A 24,913-nucleotide genomic window follows, 5' to 3' on the forward strand; every position below is an offset into this window, starting at 1 on the left:
GAGTATCAGCATGTGGCCGCGACAGTATAGTGAAGGTCGCTAACCAACAAAAAGGAGACCTCCCACGACTGTTGGTTAGCCAAGAACCGAGTGATTTCCGCCTGCCATTTGTTTCTCACAAACTCACCAGAAATACCCAGTCAGTAGATGTGCGTATCTACCATCTTCACTCAGAGGGCGCAGGTTCCAACGATGTGCGGTCGAGGCCGACAGTGTCGTAGTCCTGCTCGGTCGAAAGGACTCGCTCTTCGCCGGTTGTGACGAGTCCAGCGTGGAGTGCATCGAACGGGGAGAGATCGTACTCGTCGAGGAACGCTGCGGCGGCCAGAACCGCGTCCTCGTGCTCTTCCGGCACGATTGGAACCAGTTCGAGCAGGTTGGTAATTGCCCGCGGCGCATCGATCTCGTACTCGGCCGCCTCACGGTCGTAGAACAGCACCAGAACCTCGGCGTACGCGAGTATCGAGGTATGTATGTCATCATGCTCTTCGAGGGCGCGGATTGCGGCGTCCTGAAGCCAATCGTCGTCCTTCAACAGTGCGGTGAGAAAGTCAGTGTCAACGTACACGACTTACGCCTCGCCATCTTGTGGCCGGTCTTTCGCTTCCTCTTGAATCTCTCGTGAGATCGCCTTCCGCGATTCAGTTTTCAGCTTGTCGGCCTCTGTCTCTGCAAAGGCATCGCCAACGGCCGCTCGGAGGCCCTCTAGCGGGTCCTCGTCAACTGGGAAGAGTGCAACGTGGCTCGGGAGTTCAACGATACGATACTGGTCACCGAACCGGTCGCGGACATCCTTCGGGAGGTAGATCCGTCCTCGTTCGTCTGTCGTCTTCGACATGACGTATTCAGCCTTAGTGTGGGAAAGAATAAAAAATATTCCCGTAAATACAGTAGATTTCCCACCCATATTGAGTCGTCCAGTCCGACCAATTTTCAAGCTCATTTACTGCTTGAGTTGTACTGACCAAATCGGAGATACGAAAAACTCGGTACGAAGACCGCTGCGTCGAATCCTCAACGCGGATAGCTGAAACACCATTATCGGCCACTTCTCCCGGAGAGTACGCAGACTGAACTTGTGATTACTCCGGCGCAACGACATCTTCACACGTCAGACACTCCGCCCAGATGTCCTCCGTACCATCGTCTCGCTCATATTCGACCAGAATCCACGGACTCGTGATACGCTCGTCACAGTTAGGGCAGCGGCCGAGACTTCGCGTGTCATCAGGCATGGAACGGGGAGGAAGAAGCGTGTGACAGTGTTCTTTCCGTGCAGAACTCGACCGGCGTCGAGGATAAGTGTTTGCCAGACTGCAGCATGAATGTATACTGGAACCGGACGTCTCACTGCATCTCTTGGGTGCTGGCGCTGCTGTCACAAGTGAGGAACAGTGCCCCTCAGGACTGGTCTCGTTAGTTGTCCAAACAATCAGCACACCGGCCAGCGCCCGGGAACGATGGGTCCCCACATTCTATGCACGCATCAACTGCGGCGTGGTTGTCTGCACCCGACTCAAGGTACTGTTTGACCGTTTCCCACACCCGCTGAATCATATCTAGAACACCGTTCTCAAGGCGTATAAACCCACTAATCGAGACATTAGTGTATAGCCCTATGGAATACTATGTACCACACCTGCCCCTATGAGCCCAGCTGCGGGACAGTCAGTTGCTGGTGAGTTTGTGTGTCGCTATTGTGGCTCTTGTAACCCCTCTCAGAGGCAGTGGGCCGTTCTGGGAGAGGCAGTTCGGTGACTGTAGCGCGACGACGACAGTCGCGAAAGCGCGAAGTGGAAGCAGGACTGATGGAACGGAGCAACCGATACGGAGACCATCGCCCGGAGGATCCAACGAAATCGCTGGACCAGCGTAGTCATAGACCATAGACTCAAATGCTGCTGAAGACGTACACTGCGTACGATATGACGATGGATATTCCGCCTCAACTACGCTGTTTGTTTGCTGGTACTGTCGAAGAACGCAACGACTCCTATGTGATTGAAGTGCCCAAACAGGAACTACAGACTGGGTCTCTGCAGGCCGGTGCAATGTACCGCGTTGCACTGCTTTCGCCTCCGACAGATAGTGAACCCACACAGAGTGAGACAGAGCTACAGAGAGACCGCAGGCCACAGACCCCGCCGGTCGTGGAAGGTGAACAACGCACCGTCGACATCGAAGATCTCGGCGACCAGGGCGACGGACTCGCGCGTGTTGAGCGAGGGTTCGTAGTGATTGTGCCCGACACCGAGATTGGGGAGCGTGTTACTGTAGAGATTACTGATGTTAGAGAAAACGTCGCCTTCGCTGAGATTGTTGCACGGGGTAGTTCCTACGAGTGAGCTGTCTCGGATCTATTCTTCGTTGGCGTAGACGAGCTGCAGGGCTTCACGGAGGTGATAGCGCACTTCGTCATCATCCGTCTGCTGGTGAGCGTGCCGAATGTGCTTTTCTACGGGGTTGTCGGTTTCAGTTTCGACGTTTTCTGAGGGCACATTCCTGTGTTTTATTGTAATCTCATATATTTGTTGGTTATTTGCTAGATGTATATTAAAAACATGTTATACGCTATTTTGCTATTTGAACGTAGCAGGTACTCTCTTCTCCACTGGGCCTACACATGTGATACAACCACTCATATTATGGCATAGATTTATGAAGATCTGGGTGACAGTTTCATGTGAATCAGTAGCATGGGAGGGGACGACCAGTATTCAGATGATGAAGAAGCCCGATCTGGATGGACTTCAGATGAACAAGAGATTGCCAAACTTGTTGAAGAGTTCATCTCCACAGACGAAATACCACCCGAAATCGCTGAGGAGGTTGAGAAACTACATGACTCGGGGCACCCTCACCAGGCACTCAAACTCCTCCTCCGATCACTAGACTGAGTGCGTCCCCCAACATGGGCCAGGCCGTGCTTGCTGCCGTCGTGAAAAATACTGACAAGCGTTTTACTACGTCAGCTACTCTGGAATAATCGATTGACCAGAACCCGTGTGAATTCACCCCGTACTACTCATGGTAAGAGAGTGAGCGGTTCACTGATGGAAGTGAAAAACAAGCTACAAGAAGCACTGAAACAGATTTCACTTGCGAAGGAAGAAGTGGACCAATCCGACGTTGCCCAAGAGCTTGAGCAGGGTCTTGAAGCACTGCACAACGCGTTGGAGGATCACGCCAAAATGCATAAGTCATTATCGTAGTAATCATTATTCAAAGTATGACTTTTTATGACCGGAGAGAAGAGATTGATGCGCTTTCAACTGCGTTTGAGTCGCCTGGCTCGGACGTATTCGTCGTCTACGGGCGTCGGCGTGTCGGCAAGACGGAGTTGCTGAAGGAGTTCTGTACTGATCGGCCGCATATTTACTTTCTCGCGGCGCAGGAAGCCGAGCATCGGCAGCGCGAGAAGTTCATCGACCAAGTTGCAGCGTTCTTCGACGATCGTACTCCACGGATCGACGGGTGGGACGAGGCCTTCGACTACCTCGGGGAGAAACTCCGTTCTGAGGAGGTAGTGGTTGTGATCGACGAGTTCCCGTATCTTGTCTCGGAGAACGACTCAGTCCCATCCTACGTACAGGGATTTGTCGACGAACAACTCCAAGAGACCGATTCGATGCTGATTCTCTGTGGGTCTAGTGTGAGTACGATGGAATCTGAGGTACTCGGCCACGAGAGCCCATTGTATGGTCGTCGTACGGGACAACTCGACGTGCAACCGTTCTCATTTCAGCAGGCTCGTGAGGTCATCGACTACGAGATCGCGGACGCGATTCGATCGTACGCGATTACCGGTGGGACGCCGATGTATCTCACGCTGTTCGATTACGGACGATCGCTCGCGGAGAACGTCCGGTCACAGGTGCTATCGCCGTCAGCAGTACTGTACAACGAGCCGGAGTTTTTGCTTCGGACGGAGCTCCGGAATCCCGCGCGGTACATGAGTATTCTCGAAGCGGTGGCGCTAGGGCACACGACGCCGAACGAGATCTCAGGAGCGACGGGAATCGATGCCGGTCCGTTATCGAAGTATCTACAGACGTTGTGGCAACTCCGACTGATCGATCGGGAAATCCCTGTGACAGCATCCGGAAAGAAGTCGAAGCGGTCGCGGTACCGCGTCGCTGACGAGTTCCTTCGGTTCTGGTTCCGGTACGTTGAGCCGAACCGCTCCAGTATCGAAGAAGCACCGGATATCGTCTACGACGGTACGATCGCCCCTGATCTTCCAATGCACGTCGCCACCGCATTCGAGGACATATGTCAGGAAGCCGTGTGGGAGGGGATTCGACGCGGTGAGTTCGAACCGTACTCGGAGGTCGGGCGGTGGTGGTACGGGGAAGACGAGGTCGATATTGTGGGGCTCGCACCGAACGATAACCGAATCCTGTTCGCCGAGTGCAAGTGGGCATCGGAGCCAGTCGGGACGGAGCTCGTCAATGACCTGCAGGCAAAAGCAGGGACAGTTAGATGGGGGCCAGATGATCGGGAAGAGTGCTTCGCACTGTTCTCAAAGAGTGGGTTCGTTGAAGGACTCGAAGATCAACTCGACGAGCACTGGTCGCTATGGAATCTCGCAAAGATGGATGATCTTCTCACACCGTCCTAAAGGGTAGTCTGCGTTGAACCGATTATATACGACGGGAAAGAAACAGGTTGAGTATATCGTTGTCAGTCTTGGATACTCTCTCTGAACTCGACGACGTAATAGAGGATGTCACTGAAGTCTTATATACTGCTTTTCCATTCGTATGAGAGTCTGATACCGACGAGCCCGGCCAGGACTAATCAAACAGAGTGACTGGGTTTTGACAGTCCGTAATGACCATCGTCATTTGTCCTTGCCAAACGGGCCCTCAGGCAGCCGTGGCCACAGGAATCCGCTCACCCAGGCCATATACGGTGAGCAGAGTGTCACAATGATGCCAGTGAGTACACACCCAATGGCAATACCCAGATAGACACTGACCGGGAGTGCTGACTCGGCAAAAAGATTGAACGTGAACCCCACGTAGAACGAGAACACGACGCTCCCGGTGAGAAGCATTATGAACCCAAAAAGGGCGAACGCCCCCGGGCCAGTCCGAGAGTGTTTTTTCAGGAGATTCCAGAGGTCGGCATAGAACCGTTGGACAGCCATAGTGGTCTCCGTGTGGCCTGGATCGTGGACGTCGACGTCCCAGGCGTAGGTGGTCTGGCTGTCGCGACGGTCGAGCCACTCACTCATCTCGCCGGTGTGATTACTGATCGTCGTCGTTGAGCAGTCGAATCGCTCGGCGAGTTCCTGCTGGGTGTATTGCCGGTCGGGGTTGGCGTACAACAGCTCGGCAATCGCGAAAAACCGGTCTCCTTTGGCGTCGAATTCATCAGCGAACGCCGACGGGACTCGAGCCATACGGTTTGGTTAGACAACCTGGGTAATAAAGGCAAGAAGTATGGGTTGACGCTGATACAGGGGCCTCTTGATAGCCATAAACCCCCGGTAGAAGATCTAAAACGGTCGTCCCGGTTTTTGTCCCCTACCATCGTCGGCAAAGGTGTCGATGGAAGCGACCGAAAATAGTGCGGACCGCTGTACACCGATGGAGAGGGTATCGTATACTAACCAGAACCGGCAGCGCGGGCAGATTGATGAGAAATACGGACTCGGGGCGTTCGTTGCGGTCATCCCCGCCAGCCCACTGGCGACAGCGGCAGTTAAGATGCAGCATCATCTGTCCGCACTAGCTGGCTTCTCGTGGCTGTCAGCCACGGTTCTCGCAAGACAGGTTGTCACTATAATCGTGGCCGCGACGCTGGAGGAGGCGTGGCTATGACTGGACACAATCCCTGGGACACACTCTGTGAGTGTCTCAAAGCGAAACCTCGTCGGCGGGTCTTGACAGGCTTAGCTGCCACGGAACCGACGGAGACAGTCCACTTCACAGAAGTCCGAACCGATGAGTCAAACACTGGGACGCCGATCCACGCCGAATATATCCATCTCCACCTCCCAAAATTGGCCGACGCTGGCTACATCGTGTTGGATGAGCAGACCTATGAGATTAGTCAAGGGCCTCGGTTCGCTGAGATCGAACCGTTCCTCGAGTTAGTCCAGCGCCATGGAGAACGATTGCCGGATGGCTGGGTGTAACGTCTCGATGGAACATATTGGGGCGCTACCACAGTTGCCACTCGTTGACGAGTTCTACCATCGGCTCACGTTCGAGGAGCGACGTGCCACTCGTAGAGTTGGGCTTTTTCAGCGATCCGCACAGCAACGTGATGAATAGATCCAGCACCCTCTCGCCCAGACTCGGCGTCCCGGTCGAGGAGACCGACGACGGACGCACGCTCTCCCTGTGTCTGATATCGAACTCGGTCGCCCGCCTGATCGCGAAGTTCGAATCCCAGTGTCTCCAGTACACTCGCAGTGACAAAGATGCTCGTCGATAGTAGCGTTACGCCGTGGATGCCACGAATCGCGTGCTGATTTGGAACCGGACCCTTCGCCCACGGTTCTACAGCCGACTCGCCAGTGACGAGTTCGAGTTGCGTGCCGTCCGGGTCGGAAAACCGAAGGACTGTCTCATCGAACCGATCGAGTGGTCCCTCGACGATGACATCATGTTCGGCTAGTCTGTCCTGCCAGTAGGACACCGAGTTCGACGGGATGGTCAGCGCAGCGGTGCTGATTTGTGGCTTGCCGGGACGACCATCGTCTTCGGTGGGATACGGAAAGAAGGTAAGAGCAGTGCCCGGTGAGCCAGTTTCGTCACCGTGGAAGAGATGGCGTGTGAACTTGTCGTTGAAGTTCACCGTTTACTTGACGAGTCGGAGACCGAGCACGTCGCTGTAGAAGTTAACGTTCTTCTGGGCGTCACGAACGATGCCTATGATGTGGTGGATTCCGGATGTATCAGTGAGCATGTGAGTAGTAGAGGGAGAAACATCGTGAACTTGGTGTCAGTTAGTCTGGATTCTGCCGAGCTTCGTCGAAGCCACCAGCACCAGACCGCACGTCGGGAAGTGCCGTCCGTTCGGCGGGTAGGTCAAATCCTATCGCGTCTTCGAGATATCCCGCTGTGGCATACTCACTCCAGTACTGTTGTTCCGCCTTGTGCCTGCGACGAATACAGTGTTTCTGCATTCGTTGCAATCAATTCAGCAGGCTGCACACACTCTCAAACCAAGCACTTCTCTAACTCAGTGTGATTGACCGAGACTCCGAAAAGACCACTTCATAGTGAGAGTATTACTCGGGTAGTGACTCAGTACACTGGTCCTGATGAACTCGGGTCGACCAAGACAGCAATCATGCAGGCGACGTATCAAGCGCTGAGTGAGCACGGGTACGACAACCTCACTATTCAGGATATCGCCGACGAGTTTGAACGGAGTCGGACACTGCTCTACTATCACTACGACGGTCGTGATGATCTACTGGTTGACTTCCTTGAGTACGTCCTCCATGACTTTCTTGAGCAACTACCGGATGGCGAAGGGTCAGCACAAAAAGAGCTTGAAACACTTGTCGAGACGCTTCTCCCGCCAACACTGGATGAAGACGTGTATCAAGTCCAACTAGCCATGTTTGAACTTCGCGTAAACGGACCACACAACGAAGCGGCACGTGAGCAGTATCTACAGGTCGATAGAGAGATCAAGGACACGCTTGAGTCGATTTTTCAGCGTGGCGTCGACTCTGGCAAGTTTACCGACATTGATCCAGCTGTTGAAGCAGAGCTGTTCTTGTCCATCTTGACAGGCACTCGTACCCGCCGTCTCACCGTATACAAGCCCGAGCAATCCATCGCTGAATTGCGGACTGCAATTAATACGCAGATTGAGCGAATCACGACGGATTCGAACTAACTCTGGATACGTTGTTCTTCGCCGGAATAGGTACATCAGTTTTTGAGATACCGCCAGCAACTGAGTTCGGTTGCGATACCGGCGTGCAGTATCTGTATTTCCGTTAGAGTCGCTGCGTTCGCTCTAAGCGCCCAGATTGTCTGTTGCTGGGATCGATCAGAACCTTTTTGACAAAATATTCAATATATAAAAGTATGTACGAGATGGAAGAGGCTGTCGCACTTGTTACCGGCGCTGCATCCGGTATCGGTCGAGAAACGGCAACGCGTTTCGCTGAAGAGGGGGCGTCTGTCGTTGTCGCTGACATCGATACGAACGGGGGTTCTGAAACAGTCACACAGATCGAGGACCGGGGCGGGACCGCAACCTTTCTCGAAACAAATGTTGGCCGCTTAGAGTCAATTCAGTCGACAGTTGAGGTAACTATCGACCGGTACGGACAGCTCGATTACGTCGTAAACAACGCAGCGACGGGGAACGAGCCTGCCCCCATAACTGACATTGAGGAGGATGAATGGGATCGCATCAATACAGTCAATCAGAAGGGAGTCTGGGGAGGGATGAAACACCAGATTCCAGCGCTGCAGGACTCTGGTGGCGGTGCAATAGTCAATGTCGCCTCACTGGCCGGAATACGTGGCAGCCCTGGCCGAACACCGTACGGTGCAAGTAAGCACGGTATCGTGGGGTTGACGAAATCGGCTGCACTTGAATTTGCAGATCAGGACGTTCGTGTGAACGCAGTCTGCCCAACAATCGTCGACACGCCGGCCTTACGGTCACTGTCTGAATCAGAGCAGGACCAGATCATATCGAAAGTACCGATGCAGCGACCTGCACAGCCAGAAGAAGTGGCAAACGCTATCCTCTGGCTCTGCTCGGACGAGGCGTCGTTCATTACCGGACAGGCGATACCGGTAGACGGCGGTGAGTCCCAGCAGTAATTACCTGGTCGGGCTAAAAAAGATAGTGAGAGCAGTCAGGGTGTGTTAGCAAGCACCTCGCACACTCATAACCGAATCAAGGCCGCACGAAAAGGTGCAGGCCTCGACGGGGGCCAGCCAGTGCTGAACGCTGGCTCGTGCGCAGAATGCAGTCGTCTCCTCAGGCCAAAAATCCGGAGCTGTTGGAGGCGATCTCCGGACGTGAACCGGCGAGGATCAGCGCAGTGTTCGGCGTCGTCTTCGCGGCGGCGCTACCGCAGCCGCGACTGGCAGCCGTCGGGGAGTCGGTCGGCGGCGTTGTCGGTTTTGGTCTCGGGTGCGCCGCGGTCCTCTGGATCGTCGCCGCCGGCGTCGTTATGCCGTTGTGGCTGTCGGCCGTCGGCTTCCCCAGCCCTCCGCCGCTGCCGAACCTCGGAGCGATGGGCCTGCTCACGCACCTCGTGTTTGGGCTCGTTCTTGTAGTGAGTTACCACTACCCGCGCTGAGTCCCTGTTACTCGCCCTTCTCCAGAGCAGTGTCCCTTTGCACGCCTACTGAGCGGTGGTTTCAGGAACTACTTGGGCAACAAACGATGGCCAGAAACCAATCGGTCGTTGGCGACCCAACAGTCGTGAGGCCTGGCCAGCGATTGTTTGGTAGCGCTCTACCCGTCGCCGCAACATGCTGATAGTCAGCTTGCGACAGCGTCGGCTGTAACGCCACCCTAGTGAGCGCCAGCTCTCGAAGCACCTCTGACGGAATCCCATCAACATCCCGAAACACGGCACCGAGCGTTCGTTCACCGTACTGACTCGCGTTCGGCGCAAGCACATCGACGGCCTTGGTCGCCGCTTCCTCCTGAATCGCCTTCGCGGTTCGCCGCACCTGCGTTGCGGAGCGCTGATGCGGGGCACTCCGAGTTTTCTGTCGTTACAATAGATTGTCTTGAAATCTCCGTACTCTCGAGTTCCCACGCAGGCTCGGCATCGCTTCTCTCGGCCGGCCAGCCGCCCCGAACGTCGACACCGTTCGAACCTGCTTCGATTACCAACTGCCGCAATGCCTCGCAAACGGACCCCTTCACCAGTGACCACACCAGCCACGAGGATGAGATAATCGGGACGAAAGAGAAGACAGACGAGTACGCGTGCCAGTGGCCGACAGTCCAACTGGTCGGTAACGCTGTTCCACTCGGCCTCGATGCCCGCCCGGTACGGAAAGGCGAGGCACGACTGGAAATCGTCGAAGATGTGCTTGATTCAGCTGAAAGACGCGTCGACGTCGATAACGTGCTGCTGGCGCGAGAGTTTGATAGCCAGCACGTTCCGCAACAGCGTGGAACAACGCTCACCAGTTTTGAAGCCGGCCCGTAGTTGTCACTCATCGTGACCGAACTCTTGACAGCCGAATCTCTCCCTGTTCTCTGGTTGGGCACAGAGGTAATCAAGCCGTTTTTCCATTTCAGATCGCGACATACCCGTTTGACTTTCTCGGGACTCCGCAAGCCGGGCCTGGCTGGCATTGAGTATTTTTTCTTTCCTCTCTAGTTCCGAAACGAGTCTTTCTACGTCCTGGTTGCGTGTTTCTAACTGATTGTTGAGTTCTTCAGCACGGGCTTGCGCGGCCTGTCGGTCTTCACGGGTCTCGTTCAACTGTTCGCGCAGTTCCTCGTTTTCAGCGCGAAGGGCTTCGTTCGTTGACTGTACGTCCTGTGCAGAATCCTGGAGTGCAACTGTTGTTCCGACTATCCCGCTGGTGGCAACCACAGTGGCGATGAGGAGCCAGGAGCTGATATTGCGTGCAAGGGTGCTCACCGGCGGCTCACCTCCGCTGTAACTGTGGCACTGTACTGGTGCCGCTCCCAGTGTAGCAGTAGCGAGGGTTGATTGGTCATGCCCCAGCCTGGTTGGTATATACTACTAATTGTAGTTTCTAGTTGGTTACGCTTGGACAGCAGTGACTCATCAATCGGTGATAAGTAACAGTGTAGAGCATGGCCGAACCAGTCGATTATATCGTATCTGTTAGCAGTATATCACATCAGCTGTACGTTGCTGATTGGTTCGGTGCCTTCCAGTCTATTCAGCTAGTAGAAGTCTTTAGACAGCCAGAGGTGGGTGAATTAGAGTATCTCTAAAAAGAGAATCAGAGTTTAGCAGTTCAGCCACAGGAGTGGTTTCACTCTCAAGCGTTGTATCAAATATCCGGATTAGTTTTGAAATTAGCCATCAGCCGGGATGCCGACGGAGCAGTACTCGCCTCCAGCCGCGAGTTCGTAAGTCGGCGTTACGACGATCCGGAGTAAACTTTTTTTACGTTGTTCATCATCCAGATATGTGACTTCGATATCGACGCTTCGAGCGGTGAGTCGTGCTGCGAGCAAATACTTTGTCGTCTGGGTTATTATTCTGGCAGGCTTTGCTCTCATCAGGCCAGATCCGTTCGTCCCAGTTTTGAATTACGTGACCCCGCTGCTCGGGCTAATCATGCTTGGAATGGGGTTGACGCTTCAGCCGGCAGACTTTCGGCGGTTGATCGAGGACCCGGTGGACATTGGCATCGGCGCGGTCACGCAGTGGTTGGTGATGCCTGCCGCTGCGTACGGGCTCTACGTTCTGCTCAATCTTCCAGATGCTGTCGGTATCGGTCTCATTCTAGTTGGTGCCGCCCCCGGTGGGACCGCATCGAACGTGATGACGTATCTCGGTCGAGGCGACGTGGCCCTGTCTGTCGCCATCACGACCCTCACGACTATTGCAGCACCGATCGTGATGCCGGCCTGGGTAGTGTTCACTCTCGGTGAGCAGATCAGCGTTACCTTTGCAGAGATGTTCCAGAGTATCATCCAGATCGTCATTATTCCAGTGCTGCTCGGGTTCACGCTCCGATATCTGCTGGACCGCTATTCGCCGAAAGCCGCTGAAATCGGGACCGACGTGTTCCCCGTTATCAGTGTCGCTGCCATCGTCGCGATTGTCGCCGGCGTCGTCGGGGCGAACGTGGACAACATTCTCACGGCTGGTCTGCTCGTGCTGGTGGCAGTCGTTGCTCACAACGCTATCGGGCTTGGCTCGGGATACGGTGTCGGTCGGGCAACTGGGATGTCAAAAGACCGGGTTCGGACCTGTGCGTTTGAGGTGGGCCTACAGAACAGCGGACTGGCGGTTGCGCTGGCGACGACCCTGTTCGAGCCTGCAGCCGCGCTCATCCCCGCGCTGTTCAGCGTCTGGCACAACATCACGGGACCGGCGCTGGCGAGTTTCTTTAGCTGGCAGGCCGAGAATCAGAATTCCCCTTCAGCTGTGCCGAGCGACGACTAAACCACGGGTTTCCGCCGTACTCGATTGTCGGAGCTACCCGGTTTTCGGTGTTGCATGACCACTATCTCTCTGCGTCCGACAGACTCTGCCTGTGTGTCACCGGCGGTTGCCAACGCTGAACGAGTGCCGACATTGCGGGCAGTGATAAGTAGTCGTATATCCGGTGCTCGAAACGTTCCAGTCTCCCCCGACCATCCCGCTCTCAAAGTCACAGTCCGGGCAGAACAGTACCATCTTCGATGGTGTCCCGAAAGTGTCTGTAGGTTCCTTACGAGCCATTTGCATTGATAGCACAACATGAGGAATGCGGGGCAATATATGCTACCCCCCGGTTTTCAGCAGTTGATATCGGAGTGGGCAATCAGAGACCTCCTGCTGTTTTCGGACAGAGGCGCGTCTGATCACGCTGGGATTGAAAATCTGCACCTTAGACAGTGGTGTTCACGGAGAGTCTATCGACGCAGTACATCATACCTGAGAATGGAGTATCACCAATGTAACTACCTGACACCGGTGTCCGCGAGCACTTTTGTGGTAGCTACACTTCCATGTTGATGCTGCTACACTCACATAACACAATATGTCTCAACAGAAATCTGATTACGCGGACGATGCGGACATCGACGAATCGCTGGACGAGCTGGCCTCCGAAGAGACCATCGAAGAGACTGTCGAGAACCTAGAGGCAAACGGGTTCGATGTCATCGTTGTTGACTCAGCCGACGAGGCGCTCACGGAACTGCAGTCGCTCATCCCGGCAGAGGCGTCTGTAATGAACGGCCACTCAACGACGCTCGAAGAGATTGGCTTTGTCGACTACCTGACCGAGGGGGACCACGAGTGGGAAAGTCTGCCGGACCAGATCTGGAGTATCGATGACGACGCGAAGCGCCAGGCTGCCCGCCGAGAGTCACAGACGGCCGATTACTTCCTCGGTGGCATCAACGGTATTTCCAAGACCGGCGAACTCGTCGCGGCGGACCGTTCGGGGAGCCGCATCGGAGCGTATCCGTTCGCGGCCAGTAACGTCGTCATCGTCAGTGGCGTGAACAAAATCGTGCCGACGCTCGAAGACGCGCTCGACCGACTGGAGAGCGTCGCGTACCCACTTGAAAACGAGCGTGCGAAGGAGGCGTACGGCGTCGACTCCGCAATCGCCAAGCAACTCATCCTCCGTCAAGAACTCGAAGAGGGCCGTACGACCGTGGTCCTCATCCGGGATCACCTCGGCTACTGACTGTAGCACATCGAGCGGACAGACGGTGATACTCAGTCGCGTCGCTTTCCGTTGCCGACCTTCGTATATTATCAAAGGAAGTTCCTGTACACTGGCACAGGTCGACAGTCGGGGCCGACTCCCAGTAAGAATCCTAAAGAGTTTGTTAAGAGCATTTGCTCTCCGAATAGCTCCATCAAGTCACGTCTAACTGAACGATTAACTGCCACCGTCAGCCATCGTGCCGCCACCGGGCATCGACTGGCAGTTTCCTTCGGGTTTCTGGATCGGTTCGACTGACCCCCAGGAGTGGAAGTCCCACTGCATTGACCCAGCTTCAATACGGCGTGGATATCCGGAGTCCGCGAGGATATAGTATGTAACCGGCCGTCGGGAGCGACTCTGAGAGATTTCGTACACCAACACCGCTTCACCATCGATGGTGTCACGGCCGGCCGGCGTGACGTCTGGATTTTCCTCTGGCCGGTTGGAGAACCGGCTTGGATCAACCTCGTCACGGTCCATCCCCTGTTGCATCGTTCCTCGGAAACACTGCCCGCCAGCAACGGTATACGTGCTGTTTCCAATGTGATACAGCTCCATCTGTTGACCTTGCTGGTCGAACGACCAGTACATATCCCCCTGATAGAACCGACCAGTCATCTCAACAGTCCGTCCCGCAGACTGCATCGTGGCTGTCATCGCATACGATTCCGGGAACCGTGCGATCTGACCGAATTGTGTCGGTCTGTCGTCGGTTCCGCTGACGGTCGATTTATCCGTAGCGGTTGTCGCAGCGGGTTCTGGCGTTGATTCGGCACCACCGCCACTCTCTGTCGCGTCTGAGCCGCTGTTCTGGTCGCCGCTACAACCGGCAAGTGCAATTACTCCCGAGCACACGCCTCCGAGTAACTGGCGTCTGGATAGTTGGTGCATGGAGACGGACACCTTAACAGTCTGATTCTACCCGACAGTGCATGACTATTGTTATCAAGTATTTCGATATATTCGCCAGTAGATTCACGTGTTGTGTGTAGACTCAGACGGCAGAATTGAGTATAGCTATATAGAATAGTCAAACAGTCTGACTATTCTGTCAGGAAATAGTGGAGCAATAAACTGCTCGCTATGCCCGAATATTCATACACGTATTATATGTACGTTCCAGTTGTTTACTAGATAAATGACTGACGAGAGCCAAACCGACGAGGCTGGGAGGGATACGGGCCTATTTGAACCACCAGGGGGCACTCTAACTGAGGTTCGGTACGACCCAACCAGCGAGCAGGAGCTTGCTTGGGTCATTGTTCAGGCTATCGCTGATCTGACGGGGCGAGAAATAGACACGTATCATGAGTCGCCGTTGCACGACTACATCGATATCGGAGCCATTGAGACACTACTATTTGGTTCACCACCGAACCGGTCGACCGGGCCAGCAACGCAGACCATCAGTTTTCAATATCAGGGTGTTCTGGTGACAGTTCGCGCTGACGGACTGATACAGCTGTCAGCCGCTGACAACAGCAGCGGAAAGCAGGACTAATCGCAATGATACGGGTCCGTCCGGCTCAGTAGATTGTCGCTTGTGTACCTCGATAGATATTTAAACCGGTTGATCGACACCAGAACTGCGGACCAAACGTCGGACGGCCACTCGGTAGGAAACAACATCTTGATACAGCGAGAGAATCCCGCCCTTCCCGTGAGTGACGAGTGTTCCGATTGGTCGGAACCGAGGAGCGAACAGGGCGGGTGGGAATCGCGTAAGCTCCGGGCGACAACCGCCGGGACTGTCGCCTGACTGAATACCAGATGTCAGCGTTTAGTTACACAGTCACTTACACAGCTCTGTGCGAACAGATGTAGACATGGAGCGGGACGGCAACCTCCACGAACGGGTCAAAGAGTATGTCCGTGAGAACGGTGTCCGTCACCCACGAGCATACCGCGAGCTAATCGAAAAGGGATTAGAGGCAGCTGATGCCGACTAAGACGCTCGAAGCATCACTCGCACCACCGACAGCCCACAAAGAGCGAAAGCTACAACAAATCCACGACCTGTATCACAAGGGGCTACACGAGGCGTTCGGCGCTGGCGCTGATACGAAGTCGGCAGTCAACGACATTGTGACGTCCTACGACCTGCCGTATCAGGTCAAAGACGCGCTCAAGAGCTACGTGCCGAAACTGCGGGACACGTACAACGCTTCGGAGCTGGACGACGACCACCCGACACGGATGGTCAACCGTGCCGCCCGGTTCGACTATTCGGCGGACCGGAACCACAGCTACGTGGGGGAAGTACCCCAACCCGGACACGGGCCGAATTTCTGGATACCACTTCGCATCAACCGTCGCGTCACAACGTTTGAAGGCGATATAAACGGCGCTATCAATATCGCACAACGGGCAGACCCGTGGGGAGAGAGTGTGCTACTGAAACCGGCAAACAATGACTCGCCACAGGACGGGAGTGGCTGTGACAGCACCACGATCCACACCGAACAGAGCCAATCAGAGTAGATGACGCTCGGTGAGTTCGGGTCGGAACCCACTACCAGCGATTAGCTGGTATTCCCATGCAGGGAAGCCGCGTCGTTCACGACGCGGAGGCTGTCACATTAGGAGGAATCGGAGGACCTGACAAGACGTATGAGTTGGGGTGTGTCAAAAGCCCCTGGCAGGTGTGAGTGACGAGCCAAGAGATAGACGAAATTATCTCTAGTTCCTTCAAATAAACAATCATTTGACGCGAAAACAACGTTCGGCCAGTCCATAGTGAAAGATAGTTTGGTTATACATATTACTCACGTGTAATTCTCAAATGTAGTACCGATAGGCTACACATGAGGAGTTATCGCAGCAAAAGCAGTGGTGTCCCTAATAGACACCACCGTGTCCGGAGTTCTACGACTTATATGTTAAAGTATAGAAACTCCCGGTCGTCGGTGACAACACCACTCTGTCCGCTGTTCTATATCCTGAAAATGGCCCCGTATCGATTGGGTTCGACACCACAATGTCCGCCGTTCCTAAGTGGACTGGAAATCCGAGAGCGTCGCTTCACTGTCGACGAGGTTAGTGACGGATTTGTGAATTCCAACGTCGTCGACGGTCTTCTCAAGTGCTGCGAGGATCATTTCCGGGTCCATCTCGAGAGAGTACTCGCGATACGTTCCCCCACGTCGTCCCTCGTTTCGCTCGATTGCTGAGATAATGCCTAACATCGACAGTTCACCGAGATGGTCACGCATTCGGCGTGGAACGAGTGGGTCGATTCCCGCCTTTTCGGCGAAGTTCGTGTATCGAGGTCTGATGTCCCGTGTCCGGGCCGGCGTCTTCCCCTCCTGGTCGAGCGTAACCATTGCGTACACGACCAGATGACCGTGTTGGGTCAGTCCCGAGATCCCTTCCTGGATCCGACCGCGTTCCAGAACGTCGCGTGCCTCTCGAACAAGGTCTTCCGAGATCGTGTCGGTGGCTTTGTCGCGGGCCAGATCACCCGTTTTCATCAACAAGTCGAGTGACTGTCGCGCGTCACCCGCATCTTTCGCGCCGTATGCAGCACACAGTTCGATGACACCATCTTCGAGAACGCCATCGTGAAACGCTACGTCAGCGCGTTGTCGCAGGATCTGGATCAACTCCTTTGCGTCGTATGCGGGAAACTGGATCTCCTCTTCACAGAGCGAACTCTTGACTTTTGGGGAGAGATCATCGCGAAAAGAAAAGTCGTTCGAGATACCGATGATACCGATCTTCGCAGAGCTTAGATTATCATTCGCTCGCGCACGCGGGAGTTGATAGAGAATACTATCATCTTCAATGTGATCGACTTCGTCGAGAACGATGTAGATAGTACCGCCACAGGAGTCGAGTTCGGTCCACAGCATATCATACACCGTCGCACGAGGATATCCAGTCGTACTGATCTGACTCGTTTCGTCCCTGAATTCGTTGACGAGTCGGGTAGCGATCTGATAGCTGCTGGAAAGGCCATCACAGTTTAGCATCTTCACCGTGAGGTCGATATCCTCGTATTTCGCCGCGTCCTCTTCGAGATGGTCGATTAGATACCGCGTGCCAGCGGTCTTTCCAACCCCCGTTTTACCGTACAAAAAGATGTTGTTTGGCTGTTCACCGTTGATTACGGGCTGGAGAGCCGCTCGATACCGGTTTAGTTCAGTGTCACGCCCAACAAGGTTCTCAGGCTGATAGTCCTCTCGAAGGGCATCCCGATCTAGGTAAATTTCGGTGTCGCGTTCGAACATCCCCATAGTCGTTGCTTGATGTATTGTAAGGAAGTCATATAAAACCACCCCTGTCCGGAGTGTCCGGAGTGTCCGCTGTTCTTTTCTTTATAAGTAATCCGGGGTACCCTCCCACCCCACTATGTCCGCAGTAACTAGGAGAGAAGGGGAGAGGGGGTAGAACCTGACCATAACTAGAGGAAAAGTTTATATCCTCTTGCGTAGAGCTAGACCGTACTGCAATTTTACAGTCGTATTACAAACCACTACAGTGTTATGTGGTAGGCTGTCTAGACTAGACAAACTACATTCCAACTCAAAAATTGCCGTCTCTGCTTCCCCCTCCCCGTTCTTTTCGAAGAACAGCGGACAAAGTGGGGTGGGAGTCTTCGCTCCGGCCATTTGTCGAATTCATACTTGTTAGCCCCTCTCTGCACACCTCATAGCGGTAACGTAGTTCTGGGACACACCATTGTGTCCGCTGTTCTCCCGTCCGGCCGCCAGAACAGCGGACATCGTGGTGTGGCTACACCGGAATTACACCACAATGTCCGCAGTAATGTGGTGGTATAGAACTTCTAACACAGCATTACTGCAGACACTGTGGTGTACTCTGTGTCCTGCTGTTTGCTTGGCAACTCGTAGTGGCCGGTGCAGCGCTCTCGAACATCCACCCTGCCCACTACTGGACCCAAATCGTCACTGAATACTACCTTGCTTTACCGTTCGGTAATAGACTGTTTGCCCGTCATCACGATACCCAACTGATGGATTCTGCTGCCTCCACAGTCGAACAATTCAGTTACAAGTTGGAGTACCGATATCTTCCTGTCTCTGTTACAGTCGTCATCGGAACACACGTTCGACAAGCTGTGCCTCCGCTTTCCTGAGATGGTTCGACGCGGTACTGGGCGCACAACCGAGCTCCTCGGCGACGTCCTCAACGCTCCCATTTCGTGGGACATCGTAGTAACCGGCTTCCCGTGCTGTAGCGAGAGCCTCGCGCTGGCGTGCAGTAAGGTCGGTTTCGAATGTTCCGGGACTGGCATCGTATTCACCGACTTTTCGGACATTTACGGTAATTCCGTTGGGGAGTTCGCTCCGGACGTCTTCGAGAACAGCAGGTTCCCCAACGACATCAAACAACACAGTCCCGTTCGGTCGGTAGGCAACCGGTGGAACGACCATTAGCGTCGGTTGCTCGAACGCCGTGTAGAACTGCCGTGATTGGTCAGTCTCTCTGCCACGGACGAACGCGTAGAACGCCTCGTCCCGAACGGGTGTAATATCGTAGCTTTCCATGGTTTCAACCGTAGAAAGCGCCGATTCGTAGGCCTCCTGGTCCCCAACGACATAGAACAATGTATAGGCGATCTTGTCCTCGACGCCCACTTTCCATGTAACGAGCCATTCGCGCTTGATTGCCTCGCTTTCAGTCATGAAACGGTGCATCGGACGCTGATACTCCGATGCATACTTGATCTCCAAGCGGAGATATCTCATAGGCGAGTTCTGAGACGGCTCCCGTATAAACACACTAGTGCATACGACAGTTTGCGTATTCATTCTCAGTGGCTATTTCTCTCTGTTCATGAGCAGTGATCGGCGAAATATGGACGACGCACAGTCTGACCAGCGAATATCCCGCGGCAGAACCACGAAGAACCGATTTAATTCTACACTTCGGGAGGTCCTTGGCTCGTCTCCGTTCATTCTCACGAAATTCGACGCGTTCATGAACTGGGTTCGAGGCTCTTCGATGTTTGTGCTGCAGTTCGGAATTGCCTGTTGCACCATCGAAATGATGGGCACTCTCGCTACAAAACACGACCTCGACCGATTTGCTGCTGGAGTCCCCCGGGCATCGCCGAGACAGGCAGACCTGATTATCGTCCCGGGGACCATCGTTTCGAAGTTCGCACCGCGGATGAAGCGCGTCTATGACCAGATGCCCGAACCGAAGTTCGTCGTCTCGATGGGGTCGTGTACCATATCCGGTGGCCCGTTCCAGGAGGGATACAACGTGATCAAGGGTGCAGAGCAAGTCATTCCGGTCGATATCCATGTCCCGGGCTGCCCACCACGCCCCGAGGCACTCATCTACGGCGTCGCCAAGCTACAGGAGCGCATCGCCGAGGGTGAGTCCTCGCCAGTGACGGTCAAGCCCTACGAACTGGAGCAGTTCGGCGATCTCGAACAGGACGAGCTCGTGGACAAACTCGCCAGCGAAATCGACGAGGACGACCTCGTCATGCGATACGATTGGAATGCGCCATAGCTTTCAGAGGCGCCTCGACTTCATTATTCGTCTGTAATGATCATAGCAACGCGGTCGCGGCTGAAAAGCTGTTCATCCGGTGGAATCTCCGGATAGTGGTCCTCATTTTCGTAGGTAGGCCACTCGCCAAAGACATCCGGATACAGTTGTTTGGCAGTCATTTCGATCTGGAAGAGATTCATGATCGGACCCTGGTATCTCATCCCGTGCGCGTACACGCGGTTGTCTTTGACTGCCGTGAGCTCTTTGCCAACGCTGTGTGTGGCAAGTCTCCTCCGGACGTCGTCCATGTCGTAGCGCGGTGTCATTCCCCAGAGATGGAGGATTACGTCAGGGTCTGCCTCCAGCATCGTTTCGTAGCCAACCGAACCCCAGAGACCGTCCCACGTCTCATCCTCGAAAGCGTCGTTGGCTGCGAGCGGACGCGTGTCGGCGAGCCAGAATCCCGGATGGTTGAGGTGATACGTCCAAAACTGGCCGTCGCCAAGTGTAACCCGAACTGCTGTCGGCCGTTCTTCCTGCGGTGGAAGGTTCGTCTGGATGGTTTGTATGAGTCCTTCGTGAACGGATCTGAGCTGTTCGTAACGCTCTCGCTCTCGAAACACGGTGGCGACACGACCGAAGATCTCCCACAGCGTGTAATACTGGTAGTCCTCACTGTATGGTTCCTGCGGATCACCGTGTGTTCCGCTATAGAAATTTCCGAAAAGGGGTCCGATGTTGTGGATAACCTCTTCGATATCGCCCATATCCCAGTTCTCCTGGGTAATCGCCCATGCGGGGTCAAGGAAGTGAATGTCGCTATCGAGGCTGTAAAAAAACTCCTTACTGAAATTATCGTAAGGATCTGGAAGGTCTTCCCAGTCAAAAGAGACACCCGAAAGTCGCTCGTAGTAGTGGTTCATCGATGGACCGGCCATATCTGGAACGAACATCGAATTGATCGCGTCATCGCAATCAAGTGCCACTAGCATGTCTGCGTACTGATTGTACATCGTGAAGACATTCTCCGGAACGGAGTCGAACTCGACTTCTCCGACAGGGGAAACCGACGCAGTGTATGAGCCGCTATCTGATGGCGCTGCTCCGTCCGTGCCGGTATTGCTTGATGTAGCTGTCCTCGCTGATTCAGCACCGTTGCCGGAACAGCCAGCAACGATCGAAGTGCCGAGGAGCAACCCACTGCCGGAGAGGTAGTGGCGCCGGGTGAAGCTCCCAGTATCTCCTGTTTCGCCCATGATTTAGGTTGGCCTAATACTCCCTATATGACTTTCGCATTACATAGCTGTCTATGGCGGAGATGTAATAGCAGATCCGATTGCAACTCTTGATTAGTGCTTGTCACAGCAGTCCTCTGAGCAACTCCTCTCAATAACGCAGTTAGTCACTGAACGGTCCCACCAGAGAAGTTCCCAATGACTCCCGGACAGTCAGTTCGGACTGTCAGTGCCAGTTAGTTCACGAAAGGTAATGGCCTAACCAAGAATGGCTTCTGACTTGCTTGCAGTGCAAGCGACTGATCGTGCCATCACTGCAATGAGTATAAGTCAATATTCCCTGTGTTAAAATTACAAACACGTTGTTCATATATGTATCTGGAGAATGTGGGGTAAATCGGCCCAGTTTAATCTGTAGATTCGGTTTCAATGATGAAATATCGTGCTTATACTTCCATATATTATCAGATTCAAACGAGATATCTGCAGCTGAAAATATAACCAATTTTAAATCTGTATAGAAGCTGCCCTGTCCATTCAGTAGGCTATCACCAAGAGCAAAACTTCCCCAGACCACTATCCGCCGATAGCGTGTCGGGTCGCTGGCGAAATATAACGCCTGTACAGATGTTATTATATTATTATCCCATCACTAGGTGATAGCTTTTTACCCGACGGGGAGTCCGATATCTTGTCAACCTTCGCTACAGCTTTCAGTTGACTGGGTCTCCAAAAATTGATATTCAATTCCGGATCAGTGGGTAGTATAAAACCTCTCAGCCGGAAGTTTATTCGAAATACCATACTGCGATAGCGCTATATCTACTCCGGACTGGAATTAGACGAGCCGTTATTGACACGGGAACGGGTCACGAGCCAATGAACAAGCGGTAGGAGTAGAAAACTCGAACGACTTAGTTACAACTCGACAACGTCACCGCTCTCTGCAGCTTCGTGAATTGCCCGGATGACTCGCATATCTTGGAGACCATGGCGGCCGTCCGGACCAATGTCGGCTTCGGTCAGAACGCGGTCAGCGAAGTAATCGAACTCTTCACGCATTTCGTCCTCCGCGTCAAAACTCTCGTGTTCGACAGTTATTGTGGTCTCGTTTCGAGACAGATGGAGTTTTGCCTTCCCGTGGAACGCTGGACGGATGTCGATTTGTCCGTCGGTGCCAGTTATTTTCAGCTGTGTATCACTGTGGGCGTTCTGGCTGTCGGTCGTGACCATCTTGACACCGTCCTCCAGCGCAAGCAAGGCCCCAGAGCGTTCATCGGGCACGTCTTCAAACGCCTCCTCATACGAATCCATCTGCGATTGCACCGCCAGTGGTTCCCGGTCAAGCAAGAACCGAGTCGTGTTAATCGAGTAAATCCCCAAGTCCATCACTGAGGTGCCATATCCTGACAGATCCGGATCGAGACGCCACTGGTCTTTGTCCGGATTCATCTCAAGCAGTGGCTGGCTGTTGTTTCCGTATACGGATACTGGTTCCCCGATAAATCCGTCTTCGATGAGCTCCTTTGCGCGCCTGACAGCGGGGTCAGTCTGCATCCGATAGGCAATCATCAGCGGCACAGCGGCGTCTTCACAGACCTCGACCATTTCCTCTGCCCGTCCGACCGTCGCTTCCATTGGTTTCTCACACAGGATCGCTTTGTCTAACTCTGCGGCTGTCTCGGCGTATTCCAGATGTAGGGCGTTCGGTGTTCCAATGTAGACCGCATCAAATGCGTTGGCAGCTGCCCCGTTGTGGAACTCTTCGTAACTAATCCCGTGGTTGACGCCGTTCTCATCGGCGAGCCGTTCAGCTTTTTCCGCCGAGCTACTGACGAATGTTGTGGCCTCACCTAACTCAGAGTCCTGAATCGCGGGGAGCGCCAAGTCGATTGTCCACCAGCCGAGGCCGAGTAGTGCATACCGAATGGTCCCATCTGTGGTGGTTTGCCAGTCACGCTCGTTGTATGTATCAATCCAGTCTTTCATAGGAACTTATTCCAAACGCTGTTCGCTAAAACCTTCGGGTTCTGAACATGCAACCGCCATGTCAGTGGTAGCAACACAGGGGACCTCACAATAACTTCGATGAGTCCTCGACGACGTTGCTTGATAGCGTCTGATATCGTGGCGAGTGGGTGGATCGCCGGAATCGGTCATTGTGGAACCGCGATATTGGTACAACCGACCTTGTTCTTTACATAGGTGTTATTATACTCTCTCCTATCATCGGAAAAATAGTGAGAAATCACCGGTCAAATGCTCTTTTCCGGCCAGTTAATACGGTATTATGCGAGTAGGTGTAACCTAATGGATATGAATTCGACAGAATTACGTGCATTTTGTGAACTCTATTATGATATTATATAAATCTGACTTGCAAACTATAAACTCTTGACATGTGGGCAACTGTCCAGAATACCATTTGGTCTCGAATCTTGCGGGCGGGGTCTCAACTCAAGTCATGATCGATTGCTGGAGTGGTCTGCCTCGTTTTTACGATTCAAGAGTGCAACTGACTGGCTTGTCTCCGAGTATCCCATCTGGTAAAACTACAGCTACAGCGACCTATTCTATATAAATATAGACTCTATATCTGGCCAGAGCGTAGCCGTAGTGAGCATATATTCATGCTTTTAGACAGTGAAGTGTTACCACATTGATTATCATACAGGGAGTCATAGAACATGAGTAATAATGCAAATCAGACATTGATATCAGGAGGAACTGTTGTTACGCCTACGGCGAAAATAGAGAACGGGACGGTGACGTTTTCTGACGGTAAAATTGTCTCAGTGGACGCAGAACCTCACGACACCCCCGATATTGATGCGACGGGTAACTATGTCCTGCCTGGACTGATTGACCTTCACGGTGATGACATTGAACGGCATCTCTTTCCGAGAGCCGGGGAGCGTGTCGACACGACTATCGCTCTGGATCGCTGTGATATTGCCAACGCTAGTGCAGGTATTACGACAAAATATCATGCTATCTCGTTCGAAGATGTTCCAGATGATAACCGGAGTATCGAATTAGCCCGTCGCCTCGCCGAACAGATACGGGATTTTGACCGCAAAACCGGTGCTCGTGTCGACAACAGGCTACATATGCGGTGTGAGCTAACAAATGAAGCGGCAGTCGACGCTGTCTCGCAGGGAATCCGATCAGGGGGGGACCTCGTCTCTCTTGTCTCACACATCCCCGGACAGGGTCAGTTCGCTGGCGAAAATACAATCGCACAACGCTATGACTGCCCCGATAAGGAATTTGAGGCAGGCATTCAGACCCTCGAGACACGCCGCAGCAATGTTTCAGACACAGAAATAGTGGCGCGCGCACGAGAGATCACAGATTTAGCGAGCAGTAGAAATATACCGGTTGCCTCACACGACGATGAAACTGTTGCGAGTGTAAATAACGCTGCTGCCATCGGGGTGGACATCAGCGAGTATCCGCTCTCTCACCGTGTTGCACAGCGTGCGACCAAGCTAAACCTGACCGTGGCGATGGGCGCGCCGAATGTGGTTCGCGGTGGGAGTCTGTGGGACGGACCCGACGCGTCTCAGGCGATCAAAGACGGCGTCGTAGACATCCTTTGCAGCGACTTTCGGCCGCAATCATTGCTTAGCTCTGTTTTCATTGAAAACAATGACTCTCTGATAGACCGGATGTTACGTGTTTCTACTGCACCAGCTGCTGCTGCCGGGTTATACGACCGTGGGCGGCTGGAGTGTGGGGCAAGAGCAGATATTATTATTGTTGATCCTAACCCGGAACCATCCATAGTACGAACGTATGTTGCCGGCGATGAGGTGTACCGTTCTGCATAGCCGACTC

The 24,913-nt window shown here is 53.7% G+C and carries 23 protein-coding genes and 2 pseudogenes; 14 read left to right on the top strand and 11 right to left on the bottom strand.

Annotated features, from left to right (window positions below; all coding sequences use genetic code 11):
- Positions 1-166: 166 nt before the first annotated feature.
- Both BVU17_15925 and BVU17_15930 read right to left on the bottom strand, forming a co-directional pair.
- Entirely contained in the window at positions 167-568 is a 402-nt protein-coding gene (locus tag BVU17_15925) for a twitching motility protein PilT (protein AUG49072.1), read from the bottom strand.
- Between the two features lie 3 nt (positions 569-571).
- On the bottom strand, positions 572-838 hold the full coding sequence (locus tag BVU17_15930; protein ID AUG49073.1) for a hypothetical protein: 267 nt from the start codon (positions 836-838) through the stop codon (positions 572-574).
- A gap of 1,093 nt (positions 839-1,931) precedes the next feature.
- On the opposite strand from BVU17_15930, the gene BVU17_15935 reads away from it, so the two are divergent.
- Both BVU17_15935 and BVU17_15940 read left to right on the top strand, forming a co-directional pair.
- Positions 1,932-2,345 (top strand): deoxyribonuclease, encoded by a 414-nt coding sequence (locus BVU17_15935; GenBank protein ID AUG49362.1) that lies wholly within the window; start codon positions 1,932-1,934, stop codon positions 2,343-2,345.
- 884 nt (positions 2,346-3,229) lie between these two features.
- Positions 3,230-4,621 (top strand): ATPase, encoded by a 1,392-nt coding sequence (locus tag BVU17_15940; GenBank protein AUG49074.1) that lies wholly within the window; start codon positions 3,230-3,232, stop codon positions 4,619-4,621.
- 222 nt (positions 4,622-4,843) lie between these two features.
- On the opposite strand, the gene BVU17_15945 is transcribed toward BVU17_15940, so the two are convergent.
- A complete protein-coding gene (locus BVU17_15945; protein ID AUG49075.1) occupies positions 4,844-5,407 on the bottom strand; it encodes a hypothetical protein in 564 nt (187 codons plus the stop codon).
- Positions 5,408-5,555: 148 nt separating this feature from the next.
- On the opposite strand from BVU17_15945, the gene BVU17_15950 reads away from it, so the two are divergent.
- Both BVU17_15950 and BVU17_15955 read left to right on the top strand, forming a co-directional pair.
- On the top strand, positions 5,556-5,828 hold the full coding sequence (locus BVU17_15950; protein AUG49076.1) for a hypothetical protein: 273 nt from the start codon (positions 5,556-5,558) through the stop codon (positions 5,826-5,828).
- On the top strand, positions 5,825-6,145 hold the full coding sequence (locus BVU17_15955; GenBank protein ID AUG49077.1) for a hypothetical protein: 321 nt from the start codon (positions 5,825-5,827) through the stop codon (positions 6,143-6,145). Before BVU17_15950 ends, BVU17_15955 begins: the two co-directional genes overlap by 4 nt.
- Positions 6,146-6,228: 83 nt before the next feature.
- On the opposite strand, the pseudogene BVU17_15960 reads toward BVU17_15955, so the two are convergent.
- Positions 6,229-6,921, bottom strand: a pseudogene (locus BVU17_15960) (ring-cleaving dioxygenase).
- A gap of 387 nt (positions 6,922-7,308) precedes the next feature.
- On the opposite strand from BVU17_15960, the gene BVU17_15965 reads away from it, so the two are divergent.
- The 3 genes from BVU17_15965 (at position 7,309) to BVU17_15975 (ending at position 9,295) form a co-directional block, all read left to right on the top strand.
- On the top strand, positions 7,309-7,866 hold the full coding sequence (locus BVU17_15965) for a TetR family transcriptional regulator (protein ID AUG49078.1): 558 nt from the start codon (positions 7,309-7,311) through the stop codon (positions 7,864-7,866).
- Positions 7,867-8,060: 194 nt separating this feature from the next.
- Positions 8,061-8,810, top strand: coding sequence for a short chain dehydrogenase (locus tag BVU17_15970; protein ID AUG49079.1), 750 nt, complete (start codon positions 8,061-8,063; stop codon positions 8,808-8,810).
- 182 nt (positions 8,811-8,992) lie between these two features.
- The gene (locus tag BVU17_15975) at positions 8,993-9,295 is read left to right on the top strand and encodes a hypothetical protein (protein ID AUG49080.1); all 303 of its coding nucleotides are present in this window, start codon (positions 8,993-8,995) and stop codon (positions 9,293-9,295) included.
- A gap of 163 nt (positions 9,296-9,458) precedes the next feature.
- On the opposite strand, the pseudogene BVU17_15980 reads toward BVU17_15975, so the two are convergent.
- Positions 9,459-9,674, bottom strand: a pseudogene (locus BVU17_15980) (hypothetical protein).
- A gap of 5 nt (positions 9,675-9,679) precedes the next feature.
- Between BVU17_15980 and BVU17_15985 the strand changes: the two are divergent.
- Positions 9,680-10,162 carry a hypothetical protein gene (locus BVU17_15985; GenBank protein AUG49081.1) on the top strand — a complete coding sequence of 161 codons (483 nt, stop codon included), beginning with the start codon at positions 9,680-9,682 and terminating at the stop codon, positions 10,160-10,162.
- Positions 10,163-10,165: 3 nt separating this feature from the next.
- Here the strand turns inward: BVU17_15985 and BVU17_15990 are convergent, their stop codons facing one another.
- Positions 10,166-10,555, bottom strand: a complete 390-nt coding sequence (locus tag BVU17_15990) for a hypothetical protein (GenBank protein AUG49363.1) — start codon at positions 10,553-10,555, stop codon at positions 10,166-10,168.
- 597 nt (positions 10,556-11,152) lie between these two features.
- On the opposite strand from BVU17_15990, the gene BVU17_15995 reads away from it, so the two are divergent.
- Both BVU17_15995 and BVU17_16000 read left to right on the top strand, forming a co-directional pair.
- The gene (locus BVU17_15995) at positions 11,153-12,109 is read left to right on the top strand and encodes a sodium transporter (GenBank protein ID AUG49364.1); all 957 of its coding nucleotides are present in this window, start codon (positions 11,153-11,155) and stop codon (positions 12,107-12,109) included.
- 580 nt (positions 12,110-12,689) lie between these two features.
- Entirely contained in the window at positions 12,690-13,346 is a 657-nt protein-coding gene (locus BVU17_16000) for a lactate utilization protein (GenBank protein AUG49082.1), read from the top strand.
- 198 nt (positions 13,347-13,544) lie between these two features.
- Here BVU17_16000 and BVU17_16005 read toward each other — a convergent pair whose 3' ends face one another.
- On the bottom strand, positions 13,545-14,027 hold the full coding sequence (locus BVU17_16005) for a hypothetical protein (protein AUG49365.1): 483 nt from the start codon (positions 14,025-14,027) through the stop codon (positions 13,545-13,547).
- A gap of 481 nt (positions 14,028-14,508) precedes the next feature.
- Here BVU17_16005 and BVU17_16010 point away from each other — a divergent pair, with 481 nt between their 5' ends.
- Positions 14,509-14,871 carry a hypothetical protein gene (locus BVU17_16010; protein AUG49083.1) on the top strand — a complete coding sequence of 121 codons (363 nt, stop codon included), beginning with the start codon at positions 14,509-14,511 and terminating at the stop codon, positions 14,869-14,871.
- A gap of 437 nt (positions 14,872-15,308) precedes the next feature.
- Positions 15,309-15,851, top strand: coding sequence for a hypothetical protein (locus BVU17_16015; protein ID AUG49084.1), 543 nt, complete (start codon positions 15,309-15,311; stop codon positions 15,849-15,851).
- Between the two features lie 509 nt (positions 15,852-16,360).
- Here the strand turns inward: BVU17_16015 and BVU17_16020 are convergent.
- Both BVU17_16020 and BVU17_16025 read right to left on the bottom strand, forming a co-directional pair.
- Positions 16,361-17,605, bottom strand: coding sequence for a cell division control protein Cdc6 (locus tag BVU17_16020; GenBank protein ID AUG49085.1), 1,245 nt, complete (start codon positions 17,603-17,605; stop codon positions 16,361-16,363).
- Positions 17,606-18,424: 819 nt separating this feature from the next.
- Positions 18,425-19,081: a transcriptional regulator gene (locus BVU17_16025; GenBank protein ID AUG49086.1), complete on the bottom strand. Its 657-nt coding sequence runs from the start codon at positions 19,079-19,081 to the stop codon at positions 18,425-18,427.
- Positions 19,082-19,169: 88 nt separating this feature from the next.
- On the opposite strand from BVU17_16025, the gene BVU17_16030 reads away from it, so the two are divergent.
- Positions 19,170-19,856, top strand: coding sequence for an NADH dehydrogenase (locus BVU17_16030; GenBank protein AUG49087.1), 687 nt, complete (start codon positions 19,170-19,172; stop codon positions 19,854-19,856).
- Between the two features lie 23 nt (positions 19,857-19,879).
- On the opposite strand, the gene BVU17_16035 is transcribed toward BVU17_16030, so the two are convergent.
- Positions 19,880-21,094 carry an ABC transporter substrate-binding protein gene (locus BVU17_16035; protein ID AUG49088.1) on the bottom strand — a complete coding sequence of 405 codons (1,215 nt, stop codon included), beginning with the start codon at positions 21,092-21,094 and terminating at the stop codon, positions 19,880-19,882.
- Positions 21,095-21,991: 897 nt separating this feature from the next.
- Positions 21,992-23,062: a glucose-fructose oxidoreductase gene (locus tag BVU17_16040; protein ID AUG49089.1), complete on the bottom strand. Its 1,071-nt coding sequence runs from the start codon at positions 23,060-23,062 to the stop codon at positions 21,992-21,994.
- A 698-nt stretch (positions 23,063-23,760) separates the two neighbouring features.
- Here BVU17_16040 and BVU17_16045 point away from each other — a divergent pair.
- Positions 23,761-24,906 carry an alpha-D-ribose 1-methylphosphonate 5-triphosphate diphosphatase gene (locus tag BVU17_16045; GenBank protein AUG49090.1) on the top strand — a complete coding sequence of 382 codons (1,146 nt, stop codon included), beginning with the start codon at positions 23,761-23,763 and terminating at the stop codon, positions 24,904-24,906.
- Positions 24,907-24,913: the final 7 nt, after the last annotated feature.

Source organism: Haloarcula taiwanensis (assembly GCA_002844335.1).
GTDB classification, from domain to species: domain Archaea; phylum Halobacteriota; class Halobacteria; order Halobacteriales; family Haloarculaceae; genus Haloarcula; species Haloarcula taiwanensis.